General features: G+C 61.2%; 26 protein-coding genes, 1 tRNA gene and 1 pseudogene. 11 read left to right on the plus strand and 17 right to left on the minus strand.

Annotation, left to right across the window (positions count from 1 at the left end; genetic code table 11):
• The 4 genes and pseudogenes from ABEL04_RS06345 to ABEL04_RS06360 all read left to right on the plus strand — a co-directional run.
• Positions 1-213, plus strand: a 213-nt coding sequence (locus tag ABEL04_RS06345; RefSeq protein ID WP_375801546.1) for a winged helix-turn-helix domain-containing protein, incomplete at its 5' end; no start/stop codon positions are given.
• A 13-nt stretch (positions 214-226) separates the two neighbouring features.
• Positions 227-436: pseudogene (locus ABEL04_RS06350) on the plus strand (transposase); the annotation flags it as partial.
• A 28-nt stretch (positions 437-464) separates the two neighbouring features.
• A complete protein-coding gene (locus ABEL04_RS06355) occupies positions 465-737 on the plus strand; it encodes a transposase (RefSeq protein WP_375801575.1) in 273 nt (90 codons plus the stop codon).
• A gap of 27 nt (positions 738-764) precedes the next feature.
• On the plus strand, positions 765-1,295 hold the full coding sequence (locus ABEL04_RS06360) for a histidine phosphatase family protein (RefSeq protein WP_375801576.1): 531 nt from the start codon (positions 765-767) through the stop codon (positions 1,293-1,295).
• Positions 1,296-1,451: 156 nt separating this feature from the next.
• Here ABEL04_RS06360 and ABEL04_RS06365 read toward each other — a convergent pair whose 3' ends face one another.
• From ABEL04_RS06365 to rplM, 15 genes are all read right to left on the minus strand, one after another.
• A complete protein-coding gene (locus ABEL04_RS06365; protein WP_375801547.1) occupies positions 1,452-1,754 on the minus strand; it encodes a hypothetical protein in 303 nt (100 codons plus the stop codon).
• Positions 1,755-1,908: 154 nt separating this feature from the next.
• Positions 1,909-2,958, minus strand: a complete 1,050-nt coding sequence (locus ABEL04_RS06370) for a helix-turn-helix domain-containing protein (protein ID WP_375801548.1) — start codon at positions 2,956-2,958, stop codon at positions 1,909-1,911.
• 153 nt (positions 2,959-3,111) lie between these two features.
• Positions 3,112-5,745: a replicative DNA helicase gene (dnaB, locus tag ABEL04_RS06375; RefSeq protein ID WP_375801549.1), complete on the minus strand. Its 2,634-nt coding sequence runs from the start codon at positions 5,743-5,745 to the stop codon at positions 3,112-3,114.
• A gap of 99 nt (positions 5,746-5,844) precedes the next feature.
• Complete coding sequence (locus tag ABEL04_RS06380; RefSeq protein ID WP_375801550.1) at positions 5,845-6,678, minus strand: uracil-DNA glycosylase family protein; 834 nt, start codon at positions 6,676-6,678, stop codon at positions 5,845-5,847.
• Between the two features lie 62 nt (positions 6,679-6,740).
• Positions 6,741-8,006 carry a bifunctional phosphopantothenoylcysteine decarboxylase/phosphopantothenate--cysteine ligase CoaBC gene (gene coaBC / locus ABEL04_RS06385; protein ID WP_375801551.1) on the minus strand — a complete coding sequence of 422 codons (1,266 nt, stop codon included), beginning with the start codon at positions 8,004-8,006 and terminating at the stop codon, positions 6,741-6,743.
• Between the two features lie 151 nt (positions 8,007-8,157).
• On the minus strand, positions 8,158-8,448 hold the full coding sequence (locus ABEL04_RS06390; RefSeq protein WP_375801552.1) for a DNA-directed RNA polymerase subunit omega: 291 nt from the start codon (positions 8,446-8,448) through the stop codon (positions 8,158-8,160).
• A gap of 189 nt (positions 8,449-8,637) precedes the next feature.
• Complete coding sequence (gene gmk, locus ABEL04_RS06395) at positions 8,638-9,204, minus strand: guanylate kinase (RefSeq protein ID WP_375801553.1); 567 nt, start codon at positions 9,202-9,204, stop codon at positions 8,638-8,640.
• Between the two features lie 33 nt (positions 9,205-9,237).
• A complete protein-coding gene (locus tag ABEL04_RS06400) occupies positions 9,238-10,122 on the minus strand; it encodes a YicC/YloC family endoribonuclease (protein ID WP_375801554.1) in 885 nt (294 codons plus the stop codon).
• 315 nt (positions 10,123-10,437) lie between these two features.
• Positions 10,438-10,525 (minus strand) — tRNA-Ser (locus ABEL04_RS06405).
• A 107-nt stretch (positions 10,526-10,632) separates the two neighbouring features.
• Positions 10,633-11,202: a ribosome recycling factor gene (frr, locus tag ABEL04_RS06410; RefSeq protein WP_375801555.1), complete on the minus strand. Its 570-nt coding sequence runs from the start codon at positions 11,200-11,202 to the stop codon at positions 10,633-10,635.
• Positions 11,203-11,282: 80 nt separating this feature from the next.
• A complete protein-coding gene (gene pyrH / locus ABEL04_RS06415) occupies positions 11,283-12,065 on the minus strand; it encodes a UMP kinase (RefSeq protein WP_375801556.1) in 783 nt (260 codons plus the stop codon).
• Between the two features lie 279 nt (positions 12,066-12,344).
• Positions 12,345-13,175: a translation elongation factor Ts gene (gene tsf, locus ABEL04_RS06420; protein WP_375801557.1), complete on the minus strand. Its 831-nt coding sequence runs from the start codon at positions 13,173-13,175 to the stop codon at positions 12,345-12,347.
• Positions 13,176-13,237: 62 nt separating this feature from the next.
• A complete protein-coding gene (rpsB, locus tag ABEL04_RS06425) occupies positions 13,238-14,260 on the minus strand; it encodes a 30S ribosomal protein S2 (protein ID WP_375801558.1) in 1,023 nt (340 codons plus the stop codon).
• Between the two features lie 258 nt (positions 14,261-14,518).
• Entirely contained in the window at positions 14,519-14,917 is a 399-nt protein-coding gene (gene rpsI / locus ABEL04_RS06430; protein ID WP_375801559.1) for a 30S ribosomal protein S9, read from the minus strand.
• Positions 14,918-14,971: 54 nt separating this feature from the next.
• Positions 14,972-15,418 carry a 50S ribosomal protein L13 gene (gene rplM / locus ABEL04_RS06435; protein WP_375801560.1) on the minus strand — a complete coding sequence of 149 codons (447 nt, stop codon included), beginning with the start codon at positions 15,416-15,418 and terminating at the stop codon, positions 14,972-14,974.
• A gap of 580 nt (positions 15,419-15,998) precedes the next feature.
• Between rplM and ABEL04_RS06440 the strand changes: the two genes are divergently transcribed.
• Positions 15,999-16,631, plus strand: coding sequence for an RNA polymerase sigma factor (locus ABEL04_RS06440; RefSeq protein ID WP_375801561.1), 633 nt, complete (start codon positions 15,999-16,001; stop codon positions 16,629-16,631).
• Positions 16,632-16,910: 279 nt separating this feature from the next.
• Entirely contained in the window at positions 16,911-17,897 is a 987-nt protein-coding gene (locus ABEL04_RS06445) for a tol-pal system YbgF family protein (protein WP_375801562.1), read from the plus strand.
• 119 nt (positions 17,898-18,016) lie between these two features.
• Here ABEL04_RS06445 and dnaN read toward each other — a convergent pair whose 3' ends face one another.
• Both dnaN and dnaA read right to left on the minus strand, forming a co-directional pair.
• Entirely contained in the window at positions 18,017-19,150 is a 1,134-nt protein-coding gene (gene dnaN / locus ABEL04_RS06450; protein WP_375801563.1) for a DNA polymerase III subunit beta, read from the minus strand.
• 127 nt (positions 19,151-19,277) lie between these two features.
• Entirely contained in the window at positions 19,278-20,909 is a 1,632-nt protein-coding gene (gene dnaA / locus ABEL04_RS06455; RefSeq protein WP_375801564.1) for a chromosomal replication initiator protein DnaA, read from the minus strand.
• 764 nt (positions 20,910-21,673) lie between these two features.
• On the opposite strand from dnaA, the gene ABEL04_RS06460 reads away from it, so the two are divergent.
• The 5 genes from ABEL04_RS06460 to fabD all read left to right on the plus strand — a co-directional run bounded on the left by ABEL04_RS06460 (position 21,674) and on the right by fabD (position 25,906).
• Positions 21,674-22,174, plus strand: coding sequence for a DUF177 domain-containing protein (locus ABEL04_RS06460; RefSeq protein WP_375801565.1), 501 nt, complete (start codon positions 21,674-21,676; stop codon positions 22,172-22,174).
• A 192-nt stretch (positions 22,175-22,366) separates the two neighbouring features.
• Positions 22,367-22,564 carry a 50S ribosomal protein L32 gene (gene rpmF / locus ABEL04_RS06465; protein WP_375801566.1) on the plus strand — a complete coding sequence of 66 codons (198 nt, stop codon included), beginning with the start codon at positions 22,367-22,369 and terminating at the stop codon, positions 22,562-22,564.
• Positions 22,565-22,841: 277 nt separating this feature from the next.
• Entirely contained in the window at positions 22,842-23,858 is a 1,017-nt protein-coding gene (gene plsX / locus ABEL04_RS06470; protein WP_375801567.1) for a phosphate acyltransferase PlsX, read from the plus strand.
• Positions 23,859-23,900: 42 nt separating this feature from the next.
• Entirely contained in the window at positions 23,901-24,917 is a 1,017-nt protein-coding gene (locus tag ABEL04_RS06475; protein WP_375801568.1) for a beta-ketoacyl-ACP synthase III, read from the plus strand.
• A gap of 50 nt (positions 24,918-24,967) precedes the next feature.
• Positions 24,968-25,906 (plus strand): ACP S-malonyltransferase, encoded by a 939-nt coding sequence (fabD, locus tag ABEL04_RS06480; protein WP_375801569.1) that lies wholly within the window; start codon positions 24,968-24,970, stop codon positions 25,904-25,906.
• Positions 25,907-25,990 lie beyond the last annotated feature (84 nt).

The raw sequence follows: 25,990 nt of genomic DNA on the forward strand, positions 1-25,990 counted from the left end.
TTTCGGGGCGAGGTTTGGACTCGAAAGCGAGTCAGAAAGGTCATCGAAGAGGAGTTTGATGTCGAGTACGACGTGTCTCAGGTCGGTCGAATCTTGGATCAGATCGGGTGGAGCCGCCAGAAACCGGACCACCGCTCCAACAGGCGCGATGAGGAGGCCATCGAGGAGTGGAAAGAGGAGGAGTGGCCGCGAGTTAAAAAAAGCCGAGACTGAGGATCGAACTGTGATGTTCGTCGATGAGGCCGGTTTTTACCAGCTTCCCGCTGCGGTTCGGACTTGGGCTCCCCGGGGAGAAACGCCGGAGCTTCGAGCCCCGCTCAACTACGACAACCTCTCGACAATCAGTGGCATCACCCGGGCCGGGAAGCTCTACATGTACGCCAGAGAGCAGTCTATCAGTGGCGAGGAGGTAGTTCGATTCCTTCGCCACGTTCTGCGAGAGATTTCGGGAAAGCTGACGATCCATCGGCGGGCTTCCCGCCCACCGGGGACAAACGGTCAGGGAGTTTCTTGCCGGGGGAGCCTCCCGGCGCCTCCACCTGGAGCAACTGCCAGGCTACGCCCCGGATTTGAACCCGGACGAGGGCGTCTGGAATTATCTCAAGAACGTCGAAATGAAGAACCTCTGCTGCCAAGGCCTCGATCACCTCAAAACTGAGCTCCGAAAAGCAAAAGAGCGGCTGCGCCACAAGGTAGAGATCATAAAGAGCTTCTTTCGGGAAGTTGGTTTAGTTTAGGTATTTCCTCACACATCGGTAATCTACCTGCTCCGCCACGCGGAAAGCGACCCGTCCCCCGACGAACCTGAACCGGACTGGCCGCTGAGCGAGACGGGAACGAAACAGGTGCAGGCCCTCGTCGACCGGTTCGCGGGCTGCCGGATCGACGCGGTCTACTCCAGCCCGTACCGTAGGGCGGTGGCGACGGTGCGGCCCCTCGCTGCGGATCGGAACCTATCGATTCGCAGCGATGCCCGGCTGCGGGAACGTGAACTGACGGACCGGTGGCTCGACGATCACAGGGAGGCCCTCCGGCGCGTCTGGGCGGACTTCAGCCTGATGCTTCCCGGCGGGGAATCGAGCGCCGCGTGTCTGCGACGGGTCGGGGAGGCCCTCGATGATTTGCGGAGTCGGCACGACGACGGTGAGCGCGTGCTCGTGAGTTCACACGGCAACGCGATCGGGTTGTACCTCAATCACCTCGACGGCAGCTTCGGCTTCGAGGACTGGACCGAGATGCAGAATCCGGATCTGTTCCCGGTGCAGGAGGATCGGTGGCGGCGCGTCGAACTATGAATCGAGCAGGTTTTCGCTATGGGAAGGAACTGGGTGTGAGAGTCCATAGTGGAGAAAGTCGACTGCCTTCTTCAGAACGGCTCGCGCGACGTTCCTGGCAGTTAGAATGAATGTCTCGGAGGTGCAGTCGCATAGCTACGACAGCCCTCACGACTGCTACGCGTCGACGCGCTGATTCACCTCGTCCTCGGGCAGCCGCCGGTCCGCCTCCATCATCAGTTGCAGCGCCCGAGCGGCCTCCGGGGGCGCCACGGTGCCCGTGTCCACGAGGGCATCCACGATCCAGAGCGTGCCGTGCACCTCGATGCCTTCCGTCTCGGCGGCGTCTCGGAGCGCCCCGTCGCCCGTCACCAGGATGCCGTCCTCGGCCCGGGCCACGACGAGCGTCGCCATGTCGGTGCGGGACGGCGCGGAATAGGCCTCGTTGAGCCGAATAACGGCCTCGACTCCAGCCCCCACTCGACCAGCAGTTCCTTCCGTTCGGTGCCCAGCTCACGTCCGACGAGGTCGGGGATTAGCCATCGGGCATCCAACTCAAACACGTTGTCGAGGAGATTCCCCACCCGGAGGTCAATCCACACGTTCGTGTCGGTGACGCAGCAGGCACCGGGACTCACGCGACGGGCTGGAGGTCCGATTCGAAGTCCGCGATGGGGCCGCCGTAGAGCTCACGGGCCCGCTTCTCGCCGATGAGGCCCTCGGCAAACGCCCGCAGCACGAGCAGGTGAAAGCGCTCCGGCTCCTCCGGCTCGACAGGGTTGCCGGGCTCTTCCTCGTGCCCTCCATTCTTTCGGAAGTCCCGATGCGCCTTGGCCGCCGAGTGATCGGAGATAATCCGCAGGTCGCGGAAGCGGAAGATCAGGGCCTGCATGCTGATGCCGAACCGGTGCTTCAGCATGAGGAGTTCCTTGAGGGTGATGGCCTCTCGCTCCGACTCCCCGATGGCGTCACGCACGGCGGGCTCCGGAGCCAGAAGCGCCCCGGCAAATCGGTTGCACGCATCCTCGGTGTCGAGCTCGTCCGCCACATCCAGCACGAGGTGACCGAGCTCGTGGGCTAGGCTGAAGCGCTGACGATCCCCCGGAACACCCTCGCGGGTGACGACGACAGGTACGTCGCCATTAATCTCCGCCCGAAACGTGCAAGCATCAAAATCGTCATCGGCCTCGATGACGCCCACACGGATCCCGTGGTCTTCGAGGAGAGCGGTCACGTCCTCGAGGGGGTCTGTGCCGAGGTTCCAGGCTTCGCGGAGTGCCATCGCGGCGGCCTCGGCGTCGCCCATGGAGCCGACGGGATACGGAAAACCGGGGGGCGACTCGAACGCGGCGGGTTCGGGCTCCACGATTTCCTCGGCCTCCAGGTAACGCTCCAGCCAGTCGCGGATCCGCTCCGTGAGCTGCCGCTCGTCGCCCTTGTTGAGGGACGAGAGCTTGCGGTACGCGGGCTCGACAGTGCCCACCCGCTGCGGCCGCAGGAAAAACGACACGTCCAAATCCAGCGCGTCGGCGATCTGCATGAGCACCTCAGAGCCGGGCCTCGACAGGCCGCGCTCGTACTTCGAGATCGTCGTGGGGCTCACGTCGACCTTGGAAGAAAGGTCACGCTGGGACCACTTGGCGCGGCGACGGGCCTGCTTGATGCGGGCGCCTGCGATGGACATGACGACGAGCGGACTGGATGAAAAGGGTTTACAGCACCGAGAAATCAGACTGTTTTGTAAACCCTTACCGACGAATCAGTGATTCCAAGCCCAAATGCCTCCGGTGATCCGTGAGGTCGCCGTCGTGGATTCCGAGGCGTTGCGTCCCCGTCGTTAAAACGGCGCATCATCCTCAAAGGAATCTCCACCTCCCCCGTCAGCAGGGCCGCCCGCACTCTCGCCCGGCGCCGGTCCCATCGGCGCGGAGCCGTCCCCCTGCGGCGGGCCGCCCGGCTCGTCGTACTGTGCCGTGAGGGGCTCGAACCGGGCGTATTGCTTGACGAAGGCGAGTTCGACGGTGCCGATGGGACCGTTTCGTTGCTTGCTCACGATGATCTCGGCGATGCCCTCAGTGGAGTTGCCCTGCTCGTCGACCGTGATGCCGTAGCGCTCGGCCCGGTAGATAAAGGCGACCACGTCCGCATCCTGTTCGATGCTCCCCGACTCTCTCAGGTCCGAAAGCTGGGGCCGCTTGTCCCCGCCTCGGTTCTCGACGGCGCGGTTGAGCTGGGAGAGCGCGATGACAGGGAGGTCTAGCTCTTTAGCCAGGCCCTTCAGCGACCGCGAAATGTGAGCGATCTCTTGCTCGCGGTTGGCCCCGCTCCGGAGATTGGATCCGGAGGCCTGCATGAGCTGGAGGTAGTCAACCACCACGAGCCCGATGTCGTGTTCGGCCTTCAGGCGACGGCACTTGGCCCGGAGCTCAAGTACGCTCAGCCCCGGCGTGTCGTCGATGAAGATTTCTGCCTCACTGAGGCTTCCCGCCGCCCGCGCGAGGCGCTGCCAGTCGTCGTCCTCCATCCGGCCTGTGCGGGCCTTGTGGGCATCCACGCGCGCCTGCGACGTGAGCATGCGTTGGGCAAGCTGCTGCGCGCCCATCTCCAGCGAGAAGACTGCTACGCCCGTCGGCCGCTCGGGATGGGTGGCGGCGTTTTGGGCGGACGCAAGCGCGAAGGCCGTATTGTGCGTCACCGTGCCGTCGGCGAGCAGGAAGCGACCGTTGCCGTCGAGCGTGAAGCCGTAGTATTCGCCCATGCCGTCCGGCTCCACCTCAATCCCGGTCACACGCCAGTCCCGAAAGTCCGTCCAGGCGTCGGCCTGTTTGCGTTCGACCTGGACGGGAATCTCGTCCACATTTCCGTTGAAGCGTACACGGTGGACCTCTGACTCATGGCCCGTGGACGCAATGCGAGCCGTTTTCGTGTTCAGAGACGTGCGGTAGCCGAGCGTGTCGCAGAGGAACTTGATGTCCCGGGCCAGCCGCTCGTTGTACTGCGTGATCTCGTAGGTCCCGCCGTATCCGTCGTTGAGGTGTCCGTCACTGTCAATAAGGCCGGCAAGGAGCCGCAGGCGTTTCGCACGCGAATTGCCGATGTACTGCCGGGGAATGTGTTTGTCGTTCAGGATCCCCAGCTCTCGGAGATCCCCCTGCACGGACTCTCGCGTGGCCATTTCCCCCCCACGTTCACCACTCTTGATGAGGTACGCCGGACAGCGACGATGTTCATCGGACACGCTAATGGTATCTCCTCGCTGTCCCGCAATCTCGCGAAGCTCCGAAATCACGGGATCGTCGGTCGTATAAATGCGAGCACTGTCCGACTTGCCGTCTCCAAGCCAGAGCCCCAGAAGGTACGGGTCGACCGGAACGGGCTTGTCGGGAAACTCTGCGGCCACCTTGAAGCCCTTGTTGTCGTCCTTCCACTTGTCGGACTGCTCCAGGTAGTCACGTACTGAAATGTCCGTAACGTCCCCTCGCGGGCGGGCCCCCTCCCGGCGGCTCTTCTTGAGGGACAGGATGTGGCTCTCGTTCACGCGGTAGTCCATGCCCCGCTTCTGACGGACCCAGTACATCTGCTCGCGGCCCCGGGCAAGAGACTGCACGGTACGGGGAGAGCCATCGTCGCCCATGAGCCGGTCGCCGACCTCCACCTCCTCCACCGGCTTTGTGCGCCCATCGTACATCATCACGGGTGTGCCCTTGCCGAGGCACTTTCCCATCGACGGCCTCGCCGCGATGATGATAAGGTCGGAGTCCTGCCAGCCGCTTGTAAGATCGTCGAGCTTCGAAAAGCCGCTGGGAACGCCCGTGATGCCGCCCTCCTGCCCGTGGATGGTCTCAAGGTGCTCAAACGTATCCTTGACCACCTCCTTCATCGGCGCGGCGGCCTTTCGGAGCTGATTGTCCGAGATCTGGAAGATCTTGCTCTCAGCCTCGTCGAGGAGCTCAAAGGCATCGGCACTAGGATCGTAGGCCTTCCGCACGACCGAGGTCATCGTCTCGATCATCTTGCGGAGCAAAGACTTCTCCGCGATGATGCGGGCGTGATGTTCGACGTTGGCGGCCGAGGCCACCTCCGTGGTGAGCTCCGTCAAGTAGTACGAGCCCCCCACGTCTTCGAGCTGGTCGCGACGCTTGAGTTCTTCGTTGAGCGTCACGAGGTCAACGGGGTTGCCGCGCTCAAAGAGGCTCCGGATCGCGGCGTAAATTTTTTGGTGCTTGCCGCTGTAGAAAGCATCGGGCGGGAGGACCTCGATTACCTGCGGAATAGCCTCCCGCTCGATGAGCATGGCCCCGAGTACCGACTTTTCGACGTCGACGGCCTGCGGGGGCATGCGTCCCGATTGCTTGTGGACAGCCTCGGCCTGCTCCCGATTGCCCTGCTGTCCCCGCATCTTGTCGAGGGGATAGGCCGGGTCGGAAGACTCGTCGATGTTAAGCCGTTGCGAGTCGTCGCTGTCAGCCATGGACAGAAGAGAGCTAGCCGGAGGGCACGACGGACGGCCCCACGAGGGTGCACAAAACGGCGGGAGGGAATTCCGAAAAGGAGACCGATACGGGGTCGGTCAGGTTTCGTCCATGAGCTGATCGTAGCGGGTGCGGAGAAGCTTGACGTCCTCCCAGGTAGGCCGCTTCCACTGCGGATTACGAAGAAGGGCCGCCGGATGGTAGGTTACCATGAGCGGAATGCCGTAGAAGTCGTGCTCCGTGTCCCGCAGGTTGGAGAGGGACGAGCTCCGGTCTAGCATCGTGTTTCCGGCGACCTTGCCGACCGCGAGGATGATCCTGGGCCGGATGAGGGCGATCTGCTTATAGAGGACGGGGAGGTGGGCATCGATCTCTCCCGATTTCGGATTTCGGTTCCGCGGCGGCCGGCTCTTGAGGATGTTGGTGATGTAGACCTCCTCTCGCTCAAAGTTGATAGCGTCGAGGATCTTGTCGAGAAGCTGTCCGGCCCGGCCTACGAAGGGCTCTCCCTCCTTATCTTCGTCTCGTCCGGGGGCCTCTCCAATAATGATGAGATCGGCCTCCGGGTCGCCGACACCGAAGACGGGATTTTCGCGGTCCTCGTCGATGGGGACGAGTACGTTGTCGGCAAGGTAGGATTCCACCTCTTCCAGCGTTTCGGCGTCCTTGTAGGGCTCGTCGTCGGGGATGAGAGCTTCGACGCGTTTCCAGGGGGGGAGGGAAGGGTCTTCGGCGGGGTCAACCTGGTTGCCGAACAGATCGTAGTTGGGCATGGGGCCGTCGGAAGAAGGGTCGTCAGAAGAAGCAGATGAGTCCGTGTGCTCGGAGTCGGGCTCGGACGACGAAGCCGTTTCGGCCAGAGGGAGCGTATTCCCGTACAGGGCACGCTCGTGCTCGATGATGCTTCGCAGTTCGCGGAGGAGATCGCGCATGAAACAGGGGGAAGGTGAGGGGCACCGTTTCTGTTTTCTTCTGCTTTCAGGGCTCTTCGTGGTTAGGAGCCCTCGGCCTGACGGGCCGCCGTTACGCGGTCGAGCAGGGCCTCTGCGACCTCGGTCTTCGGCATGCGGGGAAGCTCCTCGGCCGAGCCCCCACGCCGGAGGAGCGTCACTCGGTTCGTAGATGGTCCAAAGCCGGACCCCTCCTCTGTTGGATTGTTCAGCGCAATCCAGTCGAGGTTCTTCTCCTCCAGCTTGCGCCGGGCGTTTTCGAGCTCATCGTCCGTTTCCAGCGCGAAGCCCACGAGCACCTGATCCGGTCGTTTGTTTTCGCCGAGCGCCTTTAGGATATCAGGTGTTCGACGAAGGTGCAAGACGAGATCGTGGTCGTCCTTCTTGCGCTTTGTCGAGGAAGGGTTGGCCGGGGCGTAGTCGGCCACAGCTGCCGCCATGAAGACAAGTTCGGCTTCCTCCCGGCGTGCCTGAACGGCCTCGTTCATCTCCTCGGCGGTCTGCACCTGTACCACCTCGGCGTCCGAGGGCGGGGAGAGAGACGTGGGTCCGGTTACGAGCGTCACCGATCCGCCCCGCCGGGCCGCTGCTTCGGCCAGAACGTAGCCCATCGTCCCCGTCGACGGATTGGTGAGAACCCGAACTGGATCGAGAGGCTCCTGGGTCGGCCCTGCGGTCACGAGCACTTCCGTGCCGGCGAGGGAATTCTCACCGCCGGACGAAGACCTCTCTCCAGCCGAGGGCGTCTCGTCGACCATACTGGCCACACGGTCGCGGATGGCCTCCGGTTCAGGCATCCGTCCCTTTCCCACAAGCCCGCTCGCAAGCTCCCCGTGAGCGGCAGGCATGACGTCGTACCCGATCTCGCGGAGGCGCTCCAGGTTGGCCTGCGTGGCCTCATGACGATACATGTCCCGGTCCATTGCCGGACACACCAGTACCGGACACCGGGCCGAAAGGGCCGTAGCCGTGAGCATCGAATCGCAAAAGCCGTGGGCGAGCTTCGCAATCGTCTGCGCCGTAGCGGGAGCCACGACGAAGAGATCAGCCCACTGGCCCAGGGTCACATGCTTCGTCCAGGATCCGTCCTCGTCGTCGGGAAAGACTTCCGTAAGGACGTCACCCTCCGACAAGGTCCCAAGCGTGAGCGACGAAACGAAGCGCTCGGCGTCAGGCGTCATGAGCACCTGCACCTCGGCGCTGGCCTTCTTCAAGAGCCGGACGAGCGATGCCGCCTTGTACGCTGCGATGCTCCCCGTCACGCCCAGCACCACGTGCCGCCCGGACAGATCGGGGGGGGAAGAAGACATGGAAACGGGAAGTCAAAGCGAGGAGAAGGGGCCAACGAACACCCGGTCGGTGGCCCTGTTCGTCCTGCAAAGGTCGCAGAACGAAGGGGCCGTCAGCCGGATTCGGGCCAAGACGGTGCCGTATCAGTCGGCTGCGAAAAGAGCGGAGGCACTACTCGTCGGGCTTCCGGTAGTAGATCTTGTTCTCAAGGAACTCATCGATGGCGATTTCCGTCGGTTCAGGCTTTTGCTCGTACTCGAGAGAGACTTTCTCCTGCTCTTCCTGCATGCGTACGTCTTCCATTTCTGGCCCGAAGCCCTCGAAGTAGGACAGCTTGTCGTCAAGCTCCGAGCGCATGTCGGACGCCACCTGTCGAGAACGCTTCGACAGAATCGCTACCGTTTCGTAAAGGTTGCCGGTCCGATCGGCTAGCTCGTCAATGTCGAGTGTTTCGATCGCCATGGTGGAGTGGAGGCTGCTGTCAAGGAGTACGTTGTACTACGGGTTCTGTCCGGGTGCCTGCCTGCATCGGCGTGTCCGTGATGGGTGTCATCCGGGGACGCTGGTCTGCTCTCACACCTCACAAGCCATGTTCGTCCGCCATTCGGGGACCATACTCCGGTGTAAAAGTAACCCGTGGAGACAAAACGTCTACAAGTCTAAAAACTGACGGGTCCGGGTTAGGGTTTCTTCGACCGCGGCATCCAGGTCATCATTCACAACGACCGCATCGCAAACCTCGGCCTTTTCCATCTCCTGCTCGACCCGATCGAGGCGAGCCTGAAGGGACTTCACGTCCTCGGTGCCACGGCTTTCGAGTCGGCGTTGTAGCTCTTCGAGAGAGGGAGGGGCAATGAAGAGAACGAGCGCGTCGTCTCCGAAGATGCGCTTCACGTTGAGGGCCCCATTCACGTCGATGTCCAAGAGCACGGGGCCCTCTTCGGTCTTAGCTTCTACCTCCGACCGGAGCGTGCCGTAGTACCGGCCAGGATACACTTCCTGGTACTCAAGGAGGTCGCCAGCCTCGATCCGCGCCTGGAATTTCTCGGTGGAGAGGAAGTGGTAGTCCACACCGTCGGTCTCATCGGGACGAGGAGGGCGCGTCGTGGCCGACACCGAAAACTGCATCGCCGGAAGGGCATCCAGGACCCGGTGGGCAATGGTGGTCTTACCCGCCCCGCTCGGAGCTGTCAGGACAACAATGCTGTGGTCGGGCATTTGGGGACCGGACCAAAGGGAAGAGAACCGAAGTTATTCAACGTTACGAATCTGCTCTTTGATCTTCTCAATCTCCTCTTTCATCTCCACGGCCTGTCGAGAGATTGCTTCGTCGTTGGCCTTCGCACCGATCGTGTTGGCCTCCCGGTGGATCTCCTGTGTGATGAACTTGAGTTTCCGGCCTGCCGGCTCATCCCCAGTAAGGGCTTCGCGGAACATGTTGAGGTGCGAATGAAGACGAACACACTCCTCGGTAACGTCGAGCTTGTCGGCCATGAGGGCAACCTCGGTCTCAAGACGGTTGGCATCGATGTGCTCGTCGTCGAGAAGCTCCTGGAGTCGTTCCCGGAGCCGACGCTGCCGCTCCTCAACACGGGTAGGGGCTCGCTCCTCGATTGCGTCGAGGTGCTCGTCGATGACCTGGGTCCGATGCTCCAGGTCCTCCTGGAGGGCCGCCCCTTCCTCGCGCCGCATCTCCCGCAGGTCTTCGATCGCGGCATCGAGGGCTCGAACCACCACCGGCCACGCACGCTGAATTTTGGCGGCCTCTCGCTCCTCCTCAGCCGCGAAGATGTCCTCGAATTCCAGTAGGTGATCGAGACCGATGGAATCTTTGATCTGCGCGGCCGCACAGAGCTGTTCGAGCCGCTCCTTGTGGCGCAATGCCGCGTCGGCGTCGAGATTCATCGGCAGGTCGTCGGTCTCTTTCAACTCCACCGACACGTTGATGTCAAACTGCCCCCGTTCAAAGGCCTCTTCCATGCGTGTCCGTACCTCCGATTCGGCCTCAGGGAGGGGATCGGGCAGGTGGACGTAAATGTCAAGGTGACGCTTGTTCGTTGACTGAATCTCGACGGTCGCCGAGGCGCTCTCGTTGCTGACATGGCCGCGCCCAAAGCCTGTCATGCTGTGAATCATGGGAAGGAGCAGCGGAGCGAAAAGTCTACGAGAGCGGGGACGAGATGAGATCCCCGAGGGTCTGTCGGGGGGACAGGTCGAGAAGGCGACGAAGAAGCTAGCCTGCAACGAACCTGTGCGTCTGTGGCGGGCTGGGGCGTCGTGGAAAACTCATGACCCATGGACACCCTCCCAATTCTCGGGTCAGAAATGTCAAGCTCCAAACGGTGGGGGCACCCCAGTTCGAAGTGTGCGCCAGGGCACGCCTGCTTTGCTCGGAGCATGCAATACAAGCAGGGCCGGAGACCTTCGCGGAACGCCTCGAAGGACAAACGGCGGAGGGGGAGGGATTCGAACCCCCGGTACCGCAGAACGGTACACTCGCTTTCCAGGCGAGCGCCTTCGACCACTCGGCCACCCCTCCAGCACTGGTAAAATTCGGGAATCGAAATGTCAGATGGGAGGGAATGATCCGGCCCGTGCTCCCCTCACCCGAAATTCGAACCCTGTGGTTCGAGATTCGACCCCAGATCAGACCTCCATGATTTGATCCTTCTTCTGGTCCAGGAGCGATTCGGCCCGCTCGGTGTGCTCATCAGTAATTTCCTGGAGGTCTTCTTCGGCGCCGTAAAGCACATCTTCCGAGAGGTTCTCCTCCTCGACGACGCGCTGAATCTCGTTCTTGGCGTCACGACGCGTGTTCCGGATCGAGATCTTGGCTTCCTCAGCGCGCTCCCGGGCGGTCTCGACGATTTCCTCGCGCCGCTCCTCGGACAGCGGGGGAATGGGAATGCGAATTTTTTCGCCGTCGTTGTTCGGGTTCAGTCCCAGATCCGCCTTCATGATGCCCCGTTCAATGTCCTCGATGGCACTCCGATCGAACGGTTGAACGACAAGAAGGTCCGGTTGCGGCGCGCTCACGCTGGCTACCTGCTCGAGTGGCGTTTGAGAGCCGTAGTAGTCAACCGTCACGTTTTCGAGCATGGCCGGCGACGCCCGACCAGCCCGGAGCGTCCGGAGTTGAGAGCGCAGGTACGAGACAGCCTCGTCCATCTCCTCGTCAGCGTCGTCTAGAACATCTTGAATGGGGTCGTCGGGCATGGCACAAGCGCGATTGTGGGGGAGAGTGAGGCGGGCAGCACTGTTATCCCCGATAGACTCGGTCCCGGAGTGGTCCCTGATCAGGCCGGAACGCGTTCAACAGGGGATTCTGCTTCGTCCCAATGCACGTGGGTTCCCACGGTTTCCCCCTCCAGCAGACGTCGAAGGTTCCCCGACGCAGCCATGTTGAACACGATGATGGGCATCTCCGACTCCTGACACAGCGTAAGGGCCGTCATGTCCATCACGCGCAGGTCCCGGCGGAGAACCTCGTCGCCATGAATGCGCTCGAATCGCTCGGCAGAGTCATCCTCTTCGGGATCCGCCGTGAAGATGCCGTCGACCCGAGTTCCCTTCAGGATCACGTCGGCCCCAATTTCGAGGCCCCGGAGGGCCGCAGCGGTGTCGGTCGTAAAGTACGGGTTCCCGGTCCCAGCCCCAAAGATAACGACTCGCCCCTTCTCCAGGTGCCGGATGGCTCGGCGACGGATGAAGGGCTCGGCGATCTCTTCCATCTTGATGCTCGACTGCAGGCGCGTCACGAGATCCACCTGCTCGAGGGCGTCCTGGAGGGCCATCCCGTTGATCATGGTCGCGAGCATTCCCATGTAGTCGGCGTGGGCCCGTGTCATGCCTTCCATGGCGTGCTCGACGCCCCGGAAGATGTTTCCGCCTCCAATTACGATGGCCACCTCGGCCCCGCACTCGACAGCAGTCCGCACCTCCTCCACGTAGTTCTGAAGGACGGTCTCGTCGATGCCGAACTCGCGGCTCGCTCCAAGCAGGGCCTCGCCACTGAGCTTCAGCAGCACCCGCTTGTACTCGAGGGAGGAGGCTGAGGTATCGTCGGAAGGGCCGCTCATGGTACCTGCGTGGTCTGGAAATCGAGGCAAGTGGGCGTACGCAAGGCCGGGTGGTGCCGTCGCTAAACGGCACACCCGGCCCTACAACCAAGCATCCGTGCCCGGAAAGTCAAGCCGTCCGGGGCAATATTCTCTTCGTCCCGCCCCCGAGAGCAAAGCTGCCACACGCCTCACGGGCGAGTCGGTCGTTCGGATCGGGACAGACCCGATAGTCAGGGACGACCGGCTGGGGGGATCCCTGAGGTCAGGTGTCCCCGCAAGACCACGAGTAGGGCGGCACTAGTCTCCGAGAGCATACCGGACAAATCGTTTCACCGAGAGGCCGGCCTCATCGAGCATCTCCTTGACCGAGACCGACGAGTCCTTGACGAAGGCCTGCTCCAGCAACACGTGGTCCTCGAAAAACCGTTCGAGCTTGCCCTCTACGATGTTGTCGATGACGTGCTCGGGCTTGCCTTCGTTGATGGCGGCCTCACGGGCGACCTCCCGCTCTTCTTCCTTCACCTCTTCGGGCACCTCACCCCGGGTGACGGCGATCGGCTCGAGCGCCGCAACCTGCATGGCCACGTCGCGGCCCGCCTCCTGAACGTCTCCATCCCCCTGGGCTTCCACGAGTACGCCGAGCTTCGAGCCCGGATGGACGTAGGAGATGATCTGTCCCTCGTCACTCTCGAGTACGTCGAAGCGCCGGATCGTAAGCTTCTCCCCAATCCGGCCGGTAAGGGCTACCAGTTCGTCCTCGATTGTCACGTCGTCCTCGTAGGGGAGGGCCTTCAGTTCCTCCAGGTCATCGGGCTCCTTCTCCAGCGTTTGCTCGGCGACCGTGTTCGCAAACTCCTGGAAGTCGTCGTTCCGGGCGACAAAGTCAGTCTCACAGTTAATCTCGACGATGACGCCGGTGCGTTGGTCGTCGGAAAGAGCCGTGACAACGAGGCCCTCGTCGGCTTCCTGCTCGGCCCGGTCGGAGGCAACCTCCTGCCCCTTCTTCCGGAGAATGCTGACAGCCTCGTCAAAGTCGCCGTCAGCCTCCTTCAGGGCCTCCTTGCAGTCCATCATGCCGACGCCCGTGGCGTCGCGCAGTTCCTTTACCTGCTGGGCAGAAACGCTCATGTTGTTCGGTGGAGAGAGGGTCGGGGAAGAATCGGTTCGAGAACAGCGTGGGGACGCAAGGCCTAGCCCTGAGCAGCCTTCTTCTTCTCTTCCTTCTTCATCTTGCGCTCGTGGAGGCCCTCCTCGATGGCGTCCGTGATCGTGGAGGTCACGAGCTCGATCGAGCTCAGCGCGTCATCGTTGACCGGGACGGGGTAGTCGATGTTCTTCGGATTGCCGTTGGTATCAACCATGGCAATGATCGGAATCCCAAGATTCTGCGCCTCGCTCACCGCGATGTTCTCGCGTTCCACGTCAACGATGTAAATCGCGCCGGGCAGGTTAACCATGTCGCGGATCCCACCGAGCGTGTTTTCGAGCTTTTCGTGCTCGCGGAGCCGCATCAGCTTCTCCTTCTTTTTCAGCTTGTCGAGCGTACCGTCCCGCTCCATGCGTTCAATCTCCTCCATGCGACGAATGGACTTCCGAATCGTCTGGAAGTTGGTCATGGTGCCTCCGAGCCAGCGGTCCACCATGTGTGGCATTCCGCACTCCTCGGCGTGCTCCCGGACGATGTCCTGCGCCTGTTTTTTCGTTCCGGCGAAGAGAATCTTCTTCCCTCGACGGGCGAACCGCTTGGCCGCCTCAGCGGCTTTGTCAAGGAGAACCTGGGTCTGCATCAGGTCGATGATGTGGATGTTGTTCCGCTCCATGAAGATGTAGTCCTCCATGCGCGGGTTCCACCGGCTCGTAAGGTGGCCGAAGTGTGCCCCTGCCTTCAACAGCTCCTCGACCGTTGCGCGGTGGGAGGTCTCTTCCTCGTCCTCCTCCGTCTGCTCCTCGGGTTCCTCAGAGGTCGTCTCCGTTTCGTCGGCACTGGTCTCGGATGCTGGCTCACCGGCAGCCTCCGCCTCGTCGTCCGAGCCCGGGGCGTCTTCTGTCTCGGGCTCTTCGGTCGTTTCCCCGGGCGCATCGGTGGACTGGGGAGGGGACTCTTCTGCCTCGGTCGCGGAGGCGTCGCCGGAAGAGTTCTCTGGGGGCGCCTCTGCCTCCGAAGGGGTGTCGTCCCGAACGTCGGGATCCTGCGTAGAAGTCTCGTCAGCCATAGTGTATACTGGAAATGAATGGAAGTTGGGTTTCAACTACTACGACCGTCGCTTGCGCAGCGAAACCGGGTTCGAGTGCGGGGACGCAAGGGCGTGGAGGATGTCCGTGTCTCTCCCTTCGCGTCCCGGGGCTCCTTCACTCAACCACGGTCAACCCACTGTCGCATCGGGCCGTATGGTTTTTTGAGTCCGGAGAAGTGACGATGGGGGATGGAAATCTGTCCATTCCGCACCCCACTTCCGCGTTCCCAATCCGGGTTACCGCTTGCTGTACTGGCTCTTCTTCCGGGCGCCGGGCTGGCCGTACTTCTTGCGCTCCTTCATGCGGTCGTCGCGCGTGAGGTATCCTGCATCACGGAGCGGGCCGCGCAGCTCCTCATCGTACTCGACGAGGGCCCGCGCGATGCCAAGCCGAATCGCCTCGGCCTGTCCCGTGAGTCCTCCTCCGGAGGCGTTCACCTTCACGTTGAACTGACCAAGCGTGTCGGTCACGTCAAAGGGCTGGTCGAGCGTACGCCGCCGCCACGGACTGGGAAAGTACTCCTCAGCATCGCGTCCGTCGATAACGAAGCTTGAGCCGTCGCCGGGCCGTAGGTACACACGGGCTGTGGCCGTTTTGCGGCGTCCAATGGCCTGATACTGAGTCATTTTCGGCATGACAGGGAGGTCGGATTTTCGGGAAAGGAGTACAGTATCGAGTGGGACGAGCAACTACGCCGTTTCGAGCGGATCGGGCTGCTGAGCCTCGTGTGGATGTTCGGGACCGGCGTATACCCTCAGCTTTTTGAACATGTCGCGCCCGAGTGGACCTGAGGGAAGCATGCCTTCCACAGCCTGCTCGACGATGTATTCGGGCTTGTTCTCCCGCACCTCCTCCGGGGTCTGAAAGTGGTCGCCTCCTGGATACCCGCTATACTCGAAGTACGGTTTTTGCTGCTCCTTTCTCCCTGTGAATCGGGCCTTCTCTGCATTCACCACAATCACGTGGTCGCCCGTGTCCATGTGCGGCGTGTACATGGGCTTGTGCTTCCCCCGAAGAACGTGGGCAATTCGGGAGGATAAGCGGCCCACAATTCGGTTTGTAGCATCTACGACGTACCAGTCGCGATCAATGTCACTCGGCGTGGCACTGTAGGTCTTGAAGCTCTGGGGATCCATCGTGGGTCTATCACTCGTCTCAGGTCCAAAGAAGAAGCCGGAGGTCCGGTACAATAGGCGACACGGAGCTCCCGAAATCTCGATAGGAAGCCGGGATGTACCGACTCAGAGCCAGGAGAAGTCTCGCACGCCCGAGGGGCACAGGGAGGTAGTGGGAGAGCTGCCAGTCCTCTCTGCGCTTCCGTGTTCAAACGTCTGTCTCAGTCGTTATGGCACGAAGGAAGAAAGACCAGGGTTTCGGACCCGAAGAGATTCCCTCAATCTTGACGGAAGGCAGAACAGCCGTGTTCGAGCATCGCCGATTCAGTCCTGCTCTCGCACAAGGTATGTCGCTGCCTGCCTGTACCTTCCGCCTGCCTGCCCCGCGCTTGTGCTCCTGTGCCCGCACGCTCGGCGACCGGACGGGCGGGTGGAAAGCAAAAAGGCCTCTCCCTACTCGATTGGGGACACAACGTGCAATCGCAATGACGGAGGAGAACGCTTTGATGTCCGTCGGGCAGCACCTTATTATTTTCTATGTTTTCGGATCCAAATTCTCTTCCAGGGCTCCACCAATTTTCTTTAGCCTACCTGTCCGGCGATGTCAGGCCTGTCCTCCGAGCTCCGTACTGTCACCGATCGTCTTCCCTTTCCGGTGGACGACACCGATGCCGCAAACGACGCGTTCCGGCGTTGTATGGAGAAGCAAGACCCGGAAGCGGAGTATGTCATGGACCTGTGGACGTACTGTTACATCTGTCGGTACTTCCTGACGAAGTCGGCGGGAGACACGTTTGAGAACGCGTCCGACGCTGACGAACTCGTCACGCGGGCGTACCGAAAGGTGCAGCAGAATCGTGGTGAGGTCCGTAGTCCCGATCGGTATGCGAACTGGGTCAGCGTCGTCTGCAAAAACACATTTCTTAACTACAAGCGGCGAAATCGCTTCTCCGAATCGATCAACCGCGAAGAGGGTCCCGAGCTACCGGCAAATGAAGACCAACCCGTCGCGAACATCGGCTTTGTGCGGGAGACGCTCATTGAGGCCATCCAGGAGCTTCCCAACTACCTGCGGGAACCGGCTCGGCTCTATTTTCTCGAAAATCAGGAGTTTGACGAGATCAGTGAAGAGATAGGAAAGCCGGTGGCCACCATCCGAACGTACAAACACAAAGCCGTCAAGCATCTTCGCAGCAACGAGAAGCTCCGTGAATACGTAGATCAGGTCGATTAGCAGAACCTGCCGCGGGAACATTCCTAATGTGATGCGCGAAAGAAAATTCAAAAATTGTGTACAGTACGTTATGCATGCGATCCTGATGTGTCTAGGTATATGCTCCCTCTGCACTGATAACCTCTGCTTCCCTGTTCGGAGGTTTCGCAGATAACACATTGCCTGGCAATGTTGGTGTCCACGCCAGTTCCTCTTCCTCTGTGCCGGATTTTCCACTCTTAGGGTCGGAGCACCAGCACGTCGGGGTTTTCGTCCCACACACATCTTCACGCTTCCCCCATGGACGATGTCGAAGAAAAGATACTGTTGTATCCTCAACTGCCCGTCGAGGAACGCCGCGAGATCGAAGCCTATGTAGAGGCCAATCCGGAGTGGGCGCCTCTACTCCGAGACGTCCGTACTCTTGAGCGTCTTGCGGCGGACGTGCAGGAATCCATGCCCTCCGATGCACTCCTCGCCACGTACGTGATGGCTCAGTATCTCCATCCGGGCGAGGTTTCCTCAGCGCTCCAGTCGGCCTTCTCAAAACTGGAAGCTCGAATCGAAGAGGATGAAGCGCTTCGACGTGAGGTAAACGCGGCCCGCCGTCGGCTGAGAGACGCCGAAGCGTCCATTGACCCGGTCTCGCAGTTTGAAGAGCTTACGGGGCATGTCCTCAGCACCGAATCGGAGACAGAAGGCACGGAGGCTTCCGAGACCGTGGTGCAGAGTGCTGAGAAATCGACGCCCTCCATTGGGACGGTTCTTCGCAACCTCCCACTGCTTGCGCGGAGATTTGCGATGGCGGTAGTGCTTCTAGGGGTCGCGTACGGAGGACTGTACGGCGTGAGCGTCGCAACCCAGTCTCCACTCGACCGTCTCGCAGCCGTCAACGTCAGCGACCAAGTCATCGAGAACTACGTCGAGACTGAGACTCGGAATGCTACACCTGAGCCCGACACTCTTTCGGTTGATGGCCGCTACCTGGAGGCCCTTTCGGCTCTTCGTGCCGCGCGGACCTCTACGCTCGGCCTCTTTCCGCGCTACGACGCCAGGAAACTCGAACGATCACGGCGGCTCCTTGAGCAGGTTCTGAACCGGGTTGACCCCGGGTCTTTTCTCGCCTCAGAAGCGCACTTCTACCTCGGAAAGATTGCGCTCGCTCAGGAACGAACGGACGCAGCGCAAAGACACTTCAAGACAGTCGTCAAGCGGCAGGGCCGGAAGAGAGAAAAGGCCTACGAGATTCTAAAGACCCTCCAGCAGGAGCGCCTGATGCGGGAGTAGATGAGGGGGAGGCGGGCTGGGGCCGTTCGCCGACGTCCCCCGCACAATCAGAGACGGGTGCCGGTGAGAGCCGGCACCCGTTGTGCACCCAACGTCAAGGGGCCAGGGGCCTCGCGGGATCAGGCGTAGGTGTTGAGCATGACCGGCATGATGAGCATGAGGATGTCTTCGTCCTCGGCCTGCTCCTGCGGCAGAACGATGCCAGCCCGATTGGGCGAGCTGAGCTCGAAGACCACCTCGTCGCAGTCAACGTTACTAAGCACCTCGGTGAGGTACTCTGAGTTGAAACCGATCTCCATGTCTTCACTGTCGTAGTCGCAGCGGATTACCTCTTCGGCTTCGCTGGAACGCTCCACATCCTCCGCCGAGATGGTCACGGTGTCGGCCGTGATGTCGAGCCGAATCTGATTGGTCATGCTGGAGGAATAGAGCCCGACGCGCTTGACGGCGTTGAGCATGTCCGCACGGTTCACGACGAGGTTGCGGTCGTTCTCCCCCGGAATGACCGCCTCGTAGTTTGGATATGTCTCGTCGATCAGACGTGCCACCACGCGTGAATCTCCGAATTCGAAGCTAACGTGTCCCTCGTCCACCCGGACGCTGCAGATTTCGTCGTCCTCCACGATCCGGCCCGCAAGCTTCGTCGCCTTCTCCGGTACAATGAAGTCAACGGACGTGCCAGCCTGCAACTCCGGTAGGTCGAGCTTAACGAGCCGATGCCCGTCTGTCGCCACCACACTCGTGTCGTCCTCCCCAACCTGGAAATACACGCCCATCATGGCCGGGCGCAGGGCATCCTCGCTCACGGCAAAGGCCGTTCGGTCGATGGTTCGGCTCAGCAGGCCGCCCTCGACGTTAATCTCGTGCTCCCCTTCGAGCTCCGGCAGCTCGGGGTAGTCCGTTCCGTCGTGGCCCACCATTTTGTAGTGGCCCTGATCGGTTTCCATTCGGATCTCAAAATCGCTATCCGCCGAGAACTCGATGGGCAGATCCGGAAGGGCACGCAAGGTGTCGATGAGTCGCTGGGCGGGCACCGCAACGGGCGTGCTCTCGGGAGTGCCGTTCGTCTCGAACTGAACCGGCACCTTCTGGATGATCGAGATTTCGAGGTCGGTAGCGCTCAGGCGCAGGGTGTCGCCTGCCCGCTCGAAGAGAATGCACTCCAGGATGGGCATCGTGCTCTTCGACGGAACGGCGCCTTTCACTGTGTTGAGCGCCTCGAGGAGATCGGCGCTGGAGGTGGTGAATTTCATGGGAGTGAGCGCGTTACGGAAGGAGACGCGACAATTAGAGTGTTCTATACGGAACAAACTTGTATACAGATCCACGTACGGCGGTAAACGGCGGAAGATTCAGGCCCGCTCTTCTTTCGCCCACCGACTACCGGCCCTGACGGCTGATCTCCCGGTCGATCTCCTCGACCGTGTCCCGAAACTGCTCGTCGGCTTCCATCTGGTCCTCCACCGTGCTGTTGGCGTGGATCACCGTCGAGTGATCGCGCCCGCCGAAGTGAAGCCCTATCGTCTCAAGGGAGTGCTGCGTGTACTTCTTGGAGAAGTACATTGCAATCTGACGAGCCCGAACAATCTCTCGCTTCCGAGTCTCTCCTCGCACCTGATTTTCAGGGATGTCTAGGTATTCGCACACAACGCGCTGAATGTCCTCGATCGTGAGGTCTGCCTTCTGCTCCTCGACGAAGTCCTGTAATACCTCTGTGGCAAGGGCAAGATTGATCTCTCGCTGGTGCAGCGTGGCGTGGGCAAGGAGGCGAATCAGCGCTCCTTCGAGCTCGCGAATGTTGCTTTCGATGTTGCGGGCGATGAAATCGACCACCTCGTCGCCAAGGTCGATGCCGTCGTCCTCGGCCTTGCGCCGGAGGATGGCAACGCGGGTCTCTAGGCCAGGCGGCTGAAGGTCGGCGGACAGCCCCCATTGAAATCGGGAAAGCAGGCGTTCCTCGATGCCCTCGATTTTCCGGGGCGGACGATCGGCCGACAGCACGATCTGCTTGCCCGCCTGGTGCAAGGAGTTGAAAACGTGGAAGAACTCCTCCTGCGTCTTCTCCTTGCCCCCAAAAAACTGCACGTCGTCGACAATGAGCACGTCGATCTGGCGGTAGAACGTTGAGAACTCGCTGATTCGGTTTCGCTGAATCGACTGCACGAACTCCGTCGTGAAGCGCTCGCTAGAGACGTACAGAACGGTCTCGGAGGCCTGGTTCGCCTTGACGTAGTTGCCGATGGCCTGAATGAGGTGTGTTTTCCCGAGCCCCACGCCTCCGTACACCAGAAATGGATTGAACTCTGTGGTGCCCGGCTCCTGGGCAATGGACCAGGCCGCGCTGCGGGCTAGCCGGTTGCAGTCCCCTTCGATAAAGCGCTCAAAGGTGTAGCTGTCATTGAGCTGGCTATCGATCTCGGTGTCCTGAATGCCCGGAATCGCGAAGGGATTTTGCACCGGCGGCTCGTCCTCAGGCTCCCCGCTCGTGGACTCGGGCGGCGGGTCCTGGGACGGAGGACGATCTTCAGGGCTGGGAGGCTCCGAGGAGGCGCGCGAACCTGAAGCCGACGGGGGCCCTCCTGACGGCCCAGTTCCCCTCTCCGGCCCAGTCCTGCTCTCTCCGGAGTCTGAGGGTGTCTCCGAGGGAGGCGTAGAGGAACGTTCCGGAGACTCCGATGAAGACGCGTCGGGCTGGCGGGCAGGAAGCTGCATGGACGCCCCCTGCTCTGGATCGTCCGGGTCTTCTCGCTCGATGACGACATCGTAGAACAGCCGCCCGTCGGGCCCGAGCACCCTCGTGACGGTTTTGCGGAGCAGGGAGAAGTAGTGCTCCTCAAGCCACTCGTAGTAGAACCGGCTTGGGAGTTGAATGGTGAGCCTGCGCAGGCCGTCCTCTTCTTCCAACGACAGGGGCTCGAGGGGCTCGAACCAGGTCCGGAAGCTCTGCCGGCTCACATTGTCCCGGATAATTTCGAGACACTCATCCCAGGCATGTTCGGCGGACCGATCCATATCCGAGTCGAAGACCAGTCTCGCGAGCGAGGAGCGCTCGCCGGTTCAAGTCAGGACAGCAGCAAGGGGGATCCCGGTTTTACTCGACGAGGACCCGTGGAGAACCGCAGTTCACCGAACGATTCTCGGTTTCGGCTTTGAAGTGTCCACTGCCAATGGAGAAGCGAACATCCGGTGTTGGCGTGGGGCAAGATCACTGGTACTTGGGGGAACGGACGTACCGTCTTCTTTCCGTCGTTCTTTCTCTAAAAGCTTTCTCCAAAAATGGATCTGGGAACCCACGTCGGAGCCCAATCGGCTGCATCAGTGCCATACCCCTCTTGCGTCAGCCGCGCGTTTCATCAGCCGCGCGGGACGGCGTCACAGGAGACAGCACGGGGACAGCACTAGAGACAAAAGACTCATGGAGCGTCAGCACCAACTGGCACCCGCGCCAGATATAAATCCTTCAACCATGCACGGACCTGGAAGCGACGGGTGTTCTGGGGGAAAATAGCTTCCGCAGATCGGTTCAACACTGCCGCAGCGATCGCGCCTCCGACCGTCGAGCGATTGCGGGAGTACGCACGTTAATCATCGCCCTCTCCAACATCAAGAACAAAAATGCGCAGGCGCTCGGGGTCGTTGACGGAGAAAACTCAGGTCCGAAAGAGGGCAGCGAGACGCTCGTTCCGCGAGGAATCAGGAACCCCCTCGACCCGATCCTATAGCAATGCATCCCTGTTTTTCGCAGGCAGTAGAACTGTTCAAAACGGTTCGGCGTCATGCTGACCCTCGACATTACGTCCCTTCCGGAGGGAATTCATCACCTTGAGCTGTCTCCCTCGGCCGGCGAGGTGAACCTTGACCCGTCCACCTTCCGCGACATTCAGGTCGACGCTGTCTTGCAGCATCATCGCGACCGCATCCTCGTGAAGCTGCAAGCAGAGGCCACGGCGGAGCTGACGTGCGACCGTACCCTCCGTCCGTACGAGCAAGCCGTTGATGGGAACTACAACGTACTCTTCGGTCCTCCCTCGATGGTGGGAAGGGAGGGGGAGGAATTCGACGAGGTCCGCCCTCTTGATTCCACAGATCGGGAAATTGACCTTACGGAAATCGTCCGGGACACACTCCTCCTCGCAATCCCGCAGCGTCAGGTTGCACCAGGGGCCGAGGACGAATCCATCACGCAGGCGTTCGGGGAGCCAGCGGATGATGACACCGACGAGTCCGAAGTGGACCCGCGCTGGAGCGAGTTGAAAAAACTGAAAGACGAAGAGTGAGAACTCCAGACCGCGGGGCGTTCTGAGCTGTAAATTCTGAGCGAAATGAAAGAAGACGCCTGAACACCGGGCGGGTTCTTCCATCTTAAGGCATCCGTTCTTGCGCCGACCTCTTATCTATCGTTGGAGTCGTTGCGAAACTTCCACACAAGCTGCATCGCGTTCTGTTTTCACTGCTCCGGAAATTGAGACATGGCCGTACCGAAACGACGACACTCGAAGTCCCGCACCCGGAAGCGCCGCTCCACGTACTACAACGAGCTGGAGCCCCCCCAGCTCATGGAGTGCAACAACTGCGGCAACCCAAAGGTCATGCACCGAGCCTGTAAGCATTGTGGCTACTACCGTGGCCGACAGGTAATTGAGCCTTCGGACGAGCTGATTGTGTGACGATCGGCTCCGTTTGCGAACTGTCCCCGCGGGATCCCCGCGGTTCTTGCTCACGCCCCTCCACGATCCGATGCGTTTCGGATCTGGCCTCGGGGCGTGTCTTTATTTGTCGGGTCTTCGCACCGCAGGCCGGAGCGTACTCGGTGATTGTAACTGCGTACGCCTATGTTTTCATTGCTCTACTCCACCCTCTCGGAGGGCGCCCTTCCGAGGGACTGGGCAGGATCTCAGGCTCTTTTCCGGCACGCACGTTTCGGCAGACATACCGTCGGTTCGTATGGCAACGTCACGCATCGCAGTGGACGCAATGGGAGGCGACGAGGCCCCTGAGGCAGTTGTGAAGGGGGCCCTCCAGGCGCTCCACCACGCCGAGGACGAGATGGCCATTCTGCTTGTGGGCCCCGAAGAACAGATCCACGAGGTGATTCACGCGCACCCAGACGCCCCAACGGAGGCCCTCCACGTTCTCGATGCCCCCGAAGTGATTGGAATGGGGGAAACCCCGTCGATCGCCGTCAAGCAGAAAACGAGCTCCTCAATCCACCGTGGACTGGCAGCCCACCATGACGGTGAGGCCGACGCGTTCGTGAGCGCCGGCAACACAGGGGCCATCATGGCCGCGTCCATGTTTATCCTCCAGCGGATTCCGGGGGTGGAACGACCTTCGATTGCCGGGTTTTTTCCAACCCTAGAAGGGTATTCTGTCGTCCTTGACATTGGCAGCAACGTAGACTGCAAGCCTGCCCATCTCCTCCAATTTGCTCAGATGGGAACGGTGTACGCGCGCCAGATTCTCAAAAACGAAAACCCGTCGGTCGGCCTGCTCAACATCGGGGAGGAGCCTGGGAAGGGCGACGAACTGACCAAGGAAACCCACGGGTTGTTGCAGGACGCCGAGGACGTAAACTTTGCCGGCAACGTGGAGGGGGGCGACCTTCTCTTTTACGCTGCCGACATCATCATCTGTGATGGCTTCGTCGGCAACGCCCTCCTGAAGTTTGGAGAGAGCATGACGACCGTGCTCTCGGAGATGACCCAGCAAGAGATGGAGCGCCAGGGGCTTACACCAAAGGAGAAACGGCTCGTATCGGGCGTGCTCGACGAGGTGCGCAAGGGGTTTGATCCTGAATCGCAGGGCGGCGCCCCGCTTTTGGGCGTGAATGGAAACGTGCTCGTCGGACACGGCCACTCCACGCCCGACGTCATCGCGCAGCTGATTCATTCGGCCTCTACGCTTGCGTCCGAAGACATCGCTCACGCCCTCAAGGCAGCCTTCAATCCCAGTCTCGCGTAGGCGTTCGAAGGTCCTTCTGTCTCTACACCGCTTTGTCTGCCCATGTCTTCTTCCCCCTCCTGCCAGGCCGCCATCACTGCCGTGGGCCACTATCTCCCCGAGAGGCGGCTCACGAACAGCGACCTGGAAGAGATGGTCGAGACCAGTGACGAGTGGATTCGGACGCGGACCGGCATCCGCGAGCGCTGCATTCTGGGCGATGATGGGAAAGCGACCGCCTTCATGGCTACCGAGGCCGCACAGGAGGCCCTTGACAAGCGCGGCATTGGGCCGGACGACGTGGACCTCATCGTCGTCGCCACAGTCACCCCCGACATGCTATTCCCAGCGACGGCGTGTTTGGTTCAGGACAACCTCGGCGCTTCCAATGCGTGGGGGTTTGACCTATCGGCAGCCTGTAGCGGCTTCATCTATGCCCTTACCACAGGGGCTCAGTTCATCGAGACCGGCCAGGCAGACACTGTCCTCGTCGTCGGAGCCGACAAGATGAGTTCGATCACAGACTATACGGACCGCACCACCTGCATTCTCTTCGGGGATGCCGCAGGGGCTGTCGTGCTGGAAGCCGATGAGGAAGCTGGTCTTCATGATTCCATCCACCACGTTGACGGCGAACACGACGATCTGCTGTGCATGCGGGGGGGCGGGAGCCTCAACCCGCCGACGCACGAGACGGTGGATGCCCACATGCACTACCTCCATCAGGAGGGACGCCAAGTCTTCAAATTTGCGGTCACGCGCATGGCAGACGTGTGCGAGGAAGTCATGAACCGCAATGGCCTCGACGCGGAGGACGTGGACTATCTCGTGCCGCACCAGGCCAACCAGCGCATCATCGACGCCACGGCCAAGCGTATGGGGCTCTCCTCCGACCAGGTGATGCTCAATATCGACCGCTACGGCAACACAACGGCCGCCACGATTCCTCTCTGTCTCTTCGACTGGGAAGAGGATCTGGAACGGGGCGACGAACTCATTCTCACAGCTTTCGGCGGCGGCTTTACCTGGGGGGCCGGCCACCTTACCTGGGCGTACGACGGCGCGGAGAATGGCGCCTAGACTCGTTCACAACGTCCGCTTCGATCTTTCACACCCGTCCTCGCACCGTAATGGCGACAGCGTTTCTCTTCCCGGGGCAGGGTTCACAGTCGTTAGGAATGGGGTATCAGCTGTACGAACAGCACGAGGAAGCGCGGTCCCGGTTCGAAACCGTCAACAGCGTGCTCGATGTCGACCTGATTGCCCTGATGTTCGGGCTAGAGTCGACGCTCAGCGATCCGGAGGAGCGGCTGAAGCAGACGGAAATTACCCAACCCGCGCTTTACGCACACAGTCTGGCGGCCATGGCGGTGCTTGACGACGAAGGGGTTCGGCCAGACATGGCCGCGGGGCACAGTCTGGGCGAGTACAGTGCCCTTGCCGCTGCGGGGGCTCTCTCGTTCGAGGAGGGGCTGCGCGTGGTGCGCCGTCGCGGCGAGCTGATGGCGGAGGCTGGAGAGCGTCGTCCTGGAGCGATGGCGGCTGTGCTCGGGGCCGACATCAACGGGGTCGAATCGGTATGCGAAGAAGTGTCCGCGGAAGAAGAGGGAGTCGTCCAACCCGCGAACTACAACGCCCCGGACCAGATCGTCATTTCCGGCGACGTGGAAGCGGTGGAGCGCGCCACCGGGGCCATCGAAGGGCGGGCCGTGCCACTGTCCGTGAGTGGTGCGTTCCACTCGCCGCTGATGGAGTACGCCCGTGAGGGCCTCGCCGAAGTGCTTGAGGCAGTCACCATTCGGCCGTCCCATTGTCCCGTGTATCCGAACGTGACTGCCGAGCCCACGACCGATCCCGACGAGATCCGGCGCTGTCTCATGGAGCAGTTGCTTTCGCCGGTGCGCTGGGCGCCCACGCTTCGTCACATGCAGGAAAACGGGGCTACGCGCTACGTAGAGGTAGGGCCCGGGCAGGTCCTGCAGGGCCTAGTGCGTCGTACCCTGGGGAAGAACGCCGAAACTTTGGGTGCGGGAACGCCCGCGGAGATCGAACGCCTGGTTGAGGCGTAGGCCTTAGTCGAGGCGTAGGCCTCCGGAAGGGAGCTGCAAAAACAAGGGGAAACGCATCCTGGGTGGATGAGTCCCATCCATACA

It is taken from the genome of Salinibacter sp. (assembly GCF_042218895.1).
In the GTDB taxonomy this organism is placed as follows: domain Bacteria; phylum Bacteroidota; class Rhodothermia; order Rhodothermales; family Salinibacteraceae; genus Salinibacter.

Excerpts from the sequence above, each read along its gene's own strand:
- ABEL04_RS06370 (WP_375801548.1), bottom strand. The coding sequence starts at position 2,958 with ATGTCCATCGCAGGCGCCCGCATCAAGCAGGCCCGTCGCCGCGCCAAG.
- dnaB (WP_375801549.1), bottom strand. The coding sequence starts at position 5,745 with ATGGCTGACAGCGACGACTCGCAACGGCTTAACATCGACGAGTCTTCC.
- ABEL04_RS06380 (WP_375801550.1), bottom strand. The coding sequence starts at position 6,678 with ATGCGCGATCTCCTCCGCGAACTGCGAAGCATCATCGAGCACGAGCGT.
- coaBC (WP_375801551.1), bottom strand. The coding sequence starts at position 8,006 with ATGTCTTCTTCCCCCCCCGATCTGTCCGGGCGGCACGTGGTGCTGGGC.
- ABEL04_RS06390 (WP_375801552.1), bottom strand. The coding sequence starts at position 8,448 with ATGGCGATCGAAACACTCGACATTGACGAGCTAGCCGATCGGACCGGC.
- gmk (WP_375801553.1), bottom strand. The coding sequence starts at position 9,204 with ATGCCCGACCACAGCATTGTTGTCCTGACAGCTCCGAGCGGGGCGGGT.
- ABEL04_RS06400 (WP_375801554.1), bottom strand. The coding sequence starts at position 10,122 with ATGATTCACAGCATGACAGGCTTTGGGCGCGGCCATGTCAGCAACGAG.
- frr (WP_375801555.1), bottom strand. The coding sequence starts at position 11,202 with ATGCCCGACGACCCCATTCAAGATGTTCTAGACGACGCTGACGAGGAG.
- pyrH (WP_375801556.1), bottom strand. The coding sequence starts at position 12,065 with ATGAGCGGCCCTTCCGACGATACCTCAGCCTCCTCCCTCGAGTACAAG.
- tsf (WP_375801557.1), bottom strand. The coding sequence starts at position 13,175 with ATGAGCGTTTCTGCCCAGCAGGTAAAGGAACTGCGCGACGCCACGGGC.
- rpsB (WP_375801558.1), bottom strand. The coding sequence starts at position 14,260 with ATGGCTGACGAGACTTCTACGCAGGATCCCGACGTTCGGGACGACACC.
- rpsI (WP_375801559.1), bottom strand. The coding sequence starts at position 14,917 with ATGCCGAAAATGACTCAGTATCAGGCCATTGGACGCCGCAAAACGGCC.
- rplM (WP_375801560.1), bottom strand. The coding sequence starts at position 15,418 with ATGGATCCCCAGAGCTTCAAGACCTACAGTGCCACGCCGAGTGACATT.
- ABEL04_RS06440 (WP_375801561.1), top strand. The coding sequence starts at position 15,999 with ATGTCAGGCCTGTCCTCCGAGCTCCGTACTGTCACCGATCGTCTTCCC.
- ABEL04_RS06445 (WP_375801562.1), top strand. The coding sequence starts at position 16,911 with ATGGACGATGTCGAAGAAAAGATACTGTTGTATCCTCAACTGCCCGTC.
- dnaN (WP_375801563.1), bottom strand. The coding sequence starts at position 19,150 with ATGAAATTCACCACCTCCAGCGCCGATCTCCTCGAGGCGCTCAACACA.
- dnaA (WP_375801564.1), bottom strand. The coding sequence starts at position 20,909 with ATGGATCGGTCCGCCGAACATGCCTGGGATGAGTGTCTCGAAATTATC.
- ABEL04_RS06460 (WP_375801565.1), top strand. The coding sequence starts at position 21,674 with ATGCTGACCCTCGACATTACGTCCCTTCCGGAGGGAATTCATCACCTT.
- rpmF (WP_375801566.1), top strand. The coding sequence starts at position 22,367 with ATGGCCGTACCGAAACGACGACACTCGAAGTCCCGCACCCGGAAGCGC.
- plsX (WP_375801567.1), top strand. The coding sequence starts at position 22,842 with ATGGCAACGTCACGCATCGCAGTGGACGCAATGGGAGGCGACGAGGCC.
- ABEL04_RS06475 (WP_375801568.1), top strand. The coding sequence starts at position 23,901 with ATGTCTTCTTCCCCCTCCTGCCAGGCCGCCATCACTGCCGTGGGCCAC.
- fabD (WP_375801569.1), top strand. The coding sequence starts at position 24,968 with ATGGCGACAGCGTTTCTCTTCCCGGGGCAGGGTTCACAGTCGTTAGGA.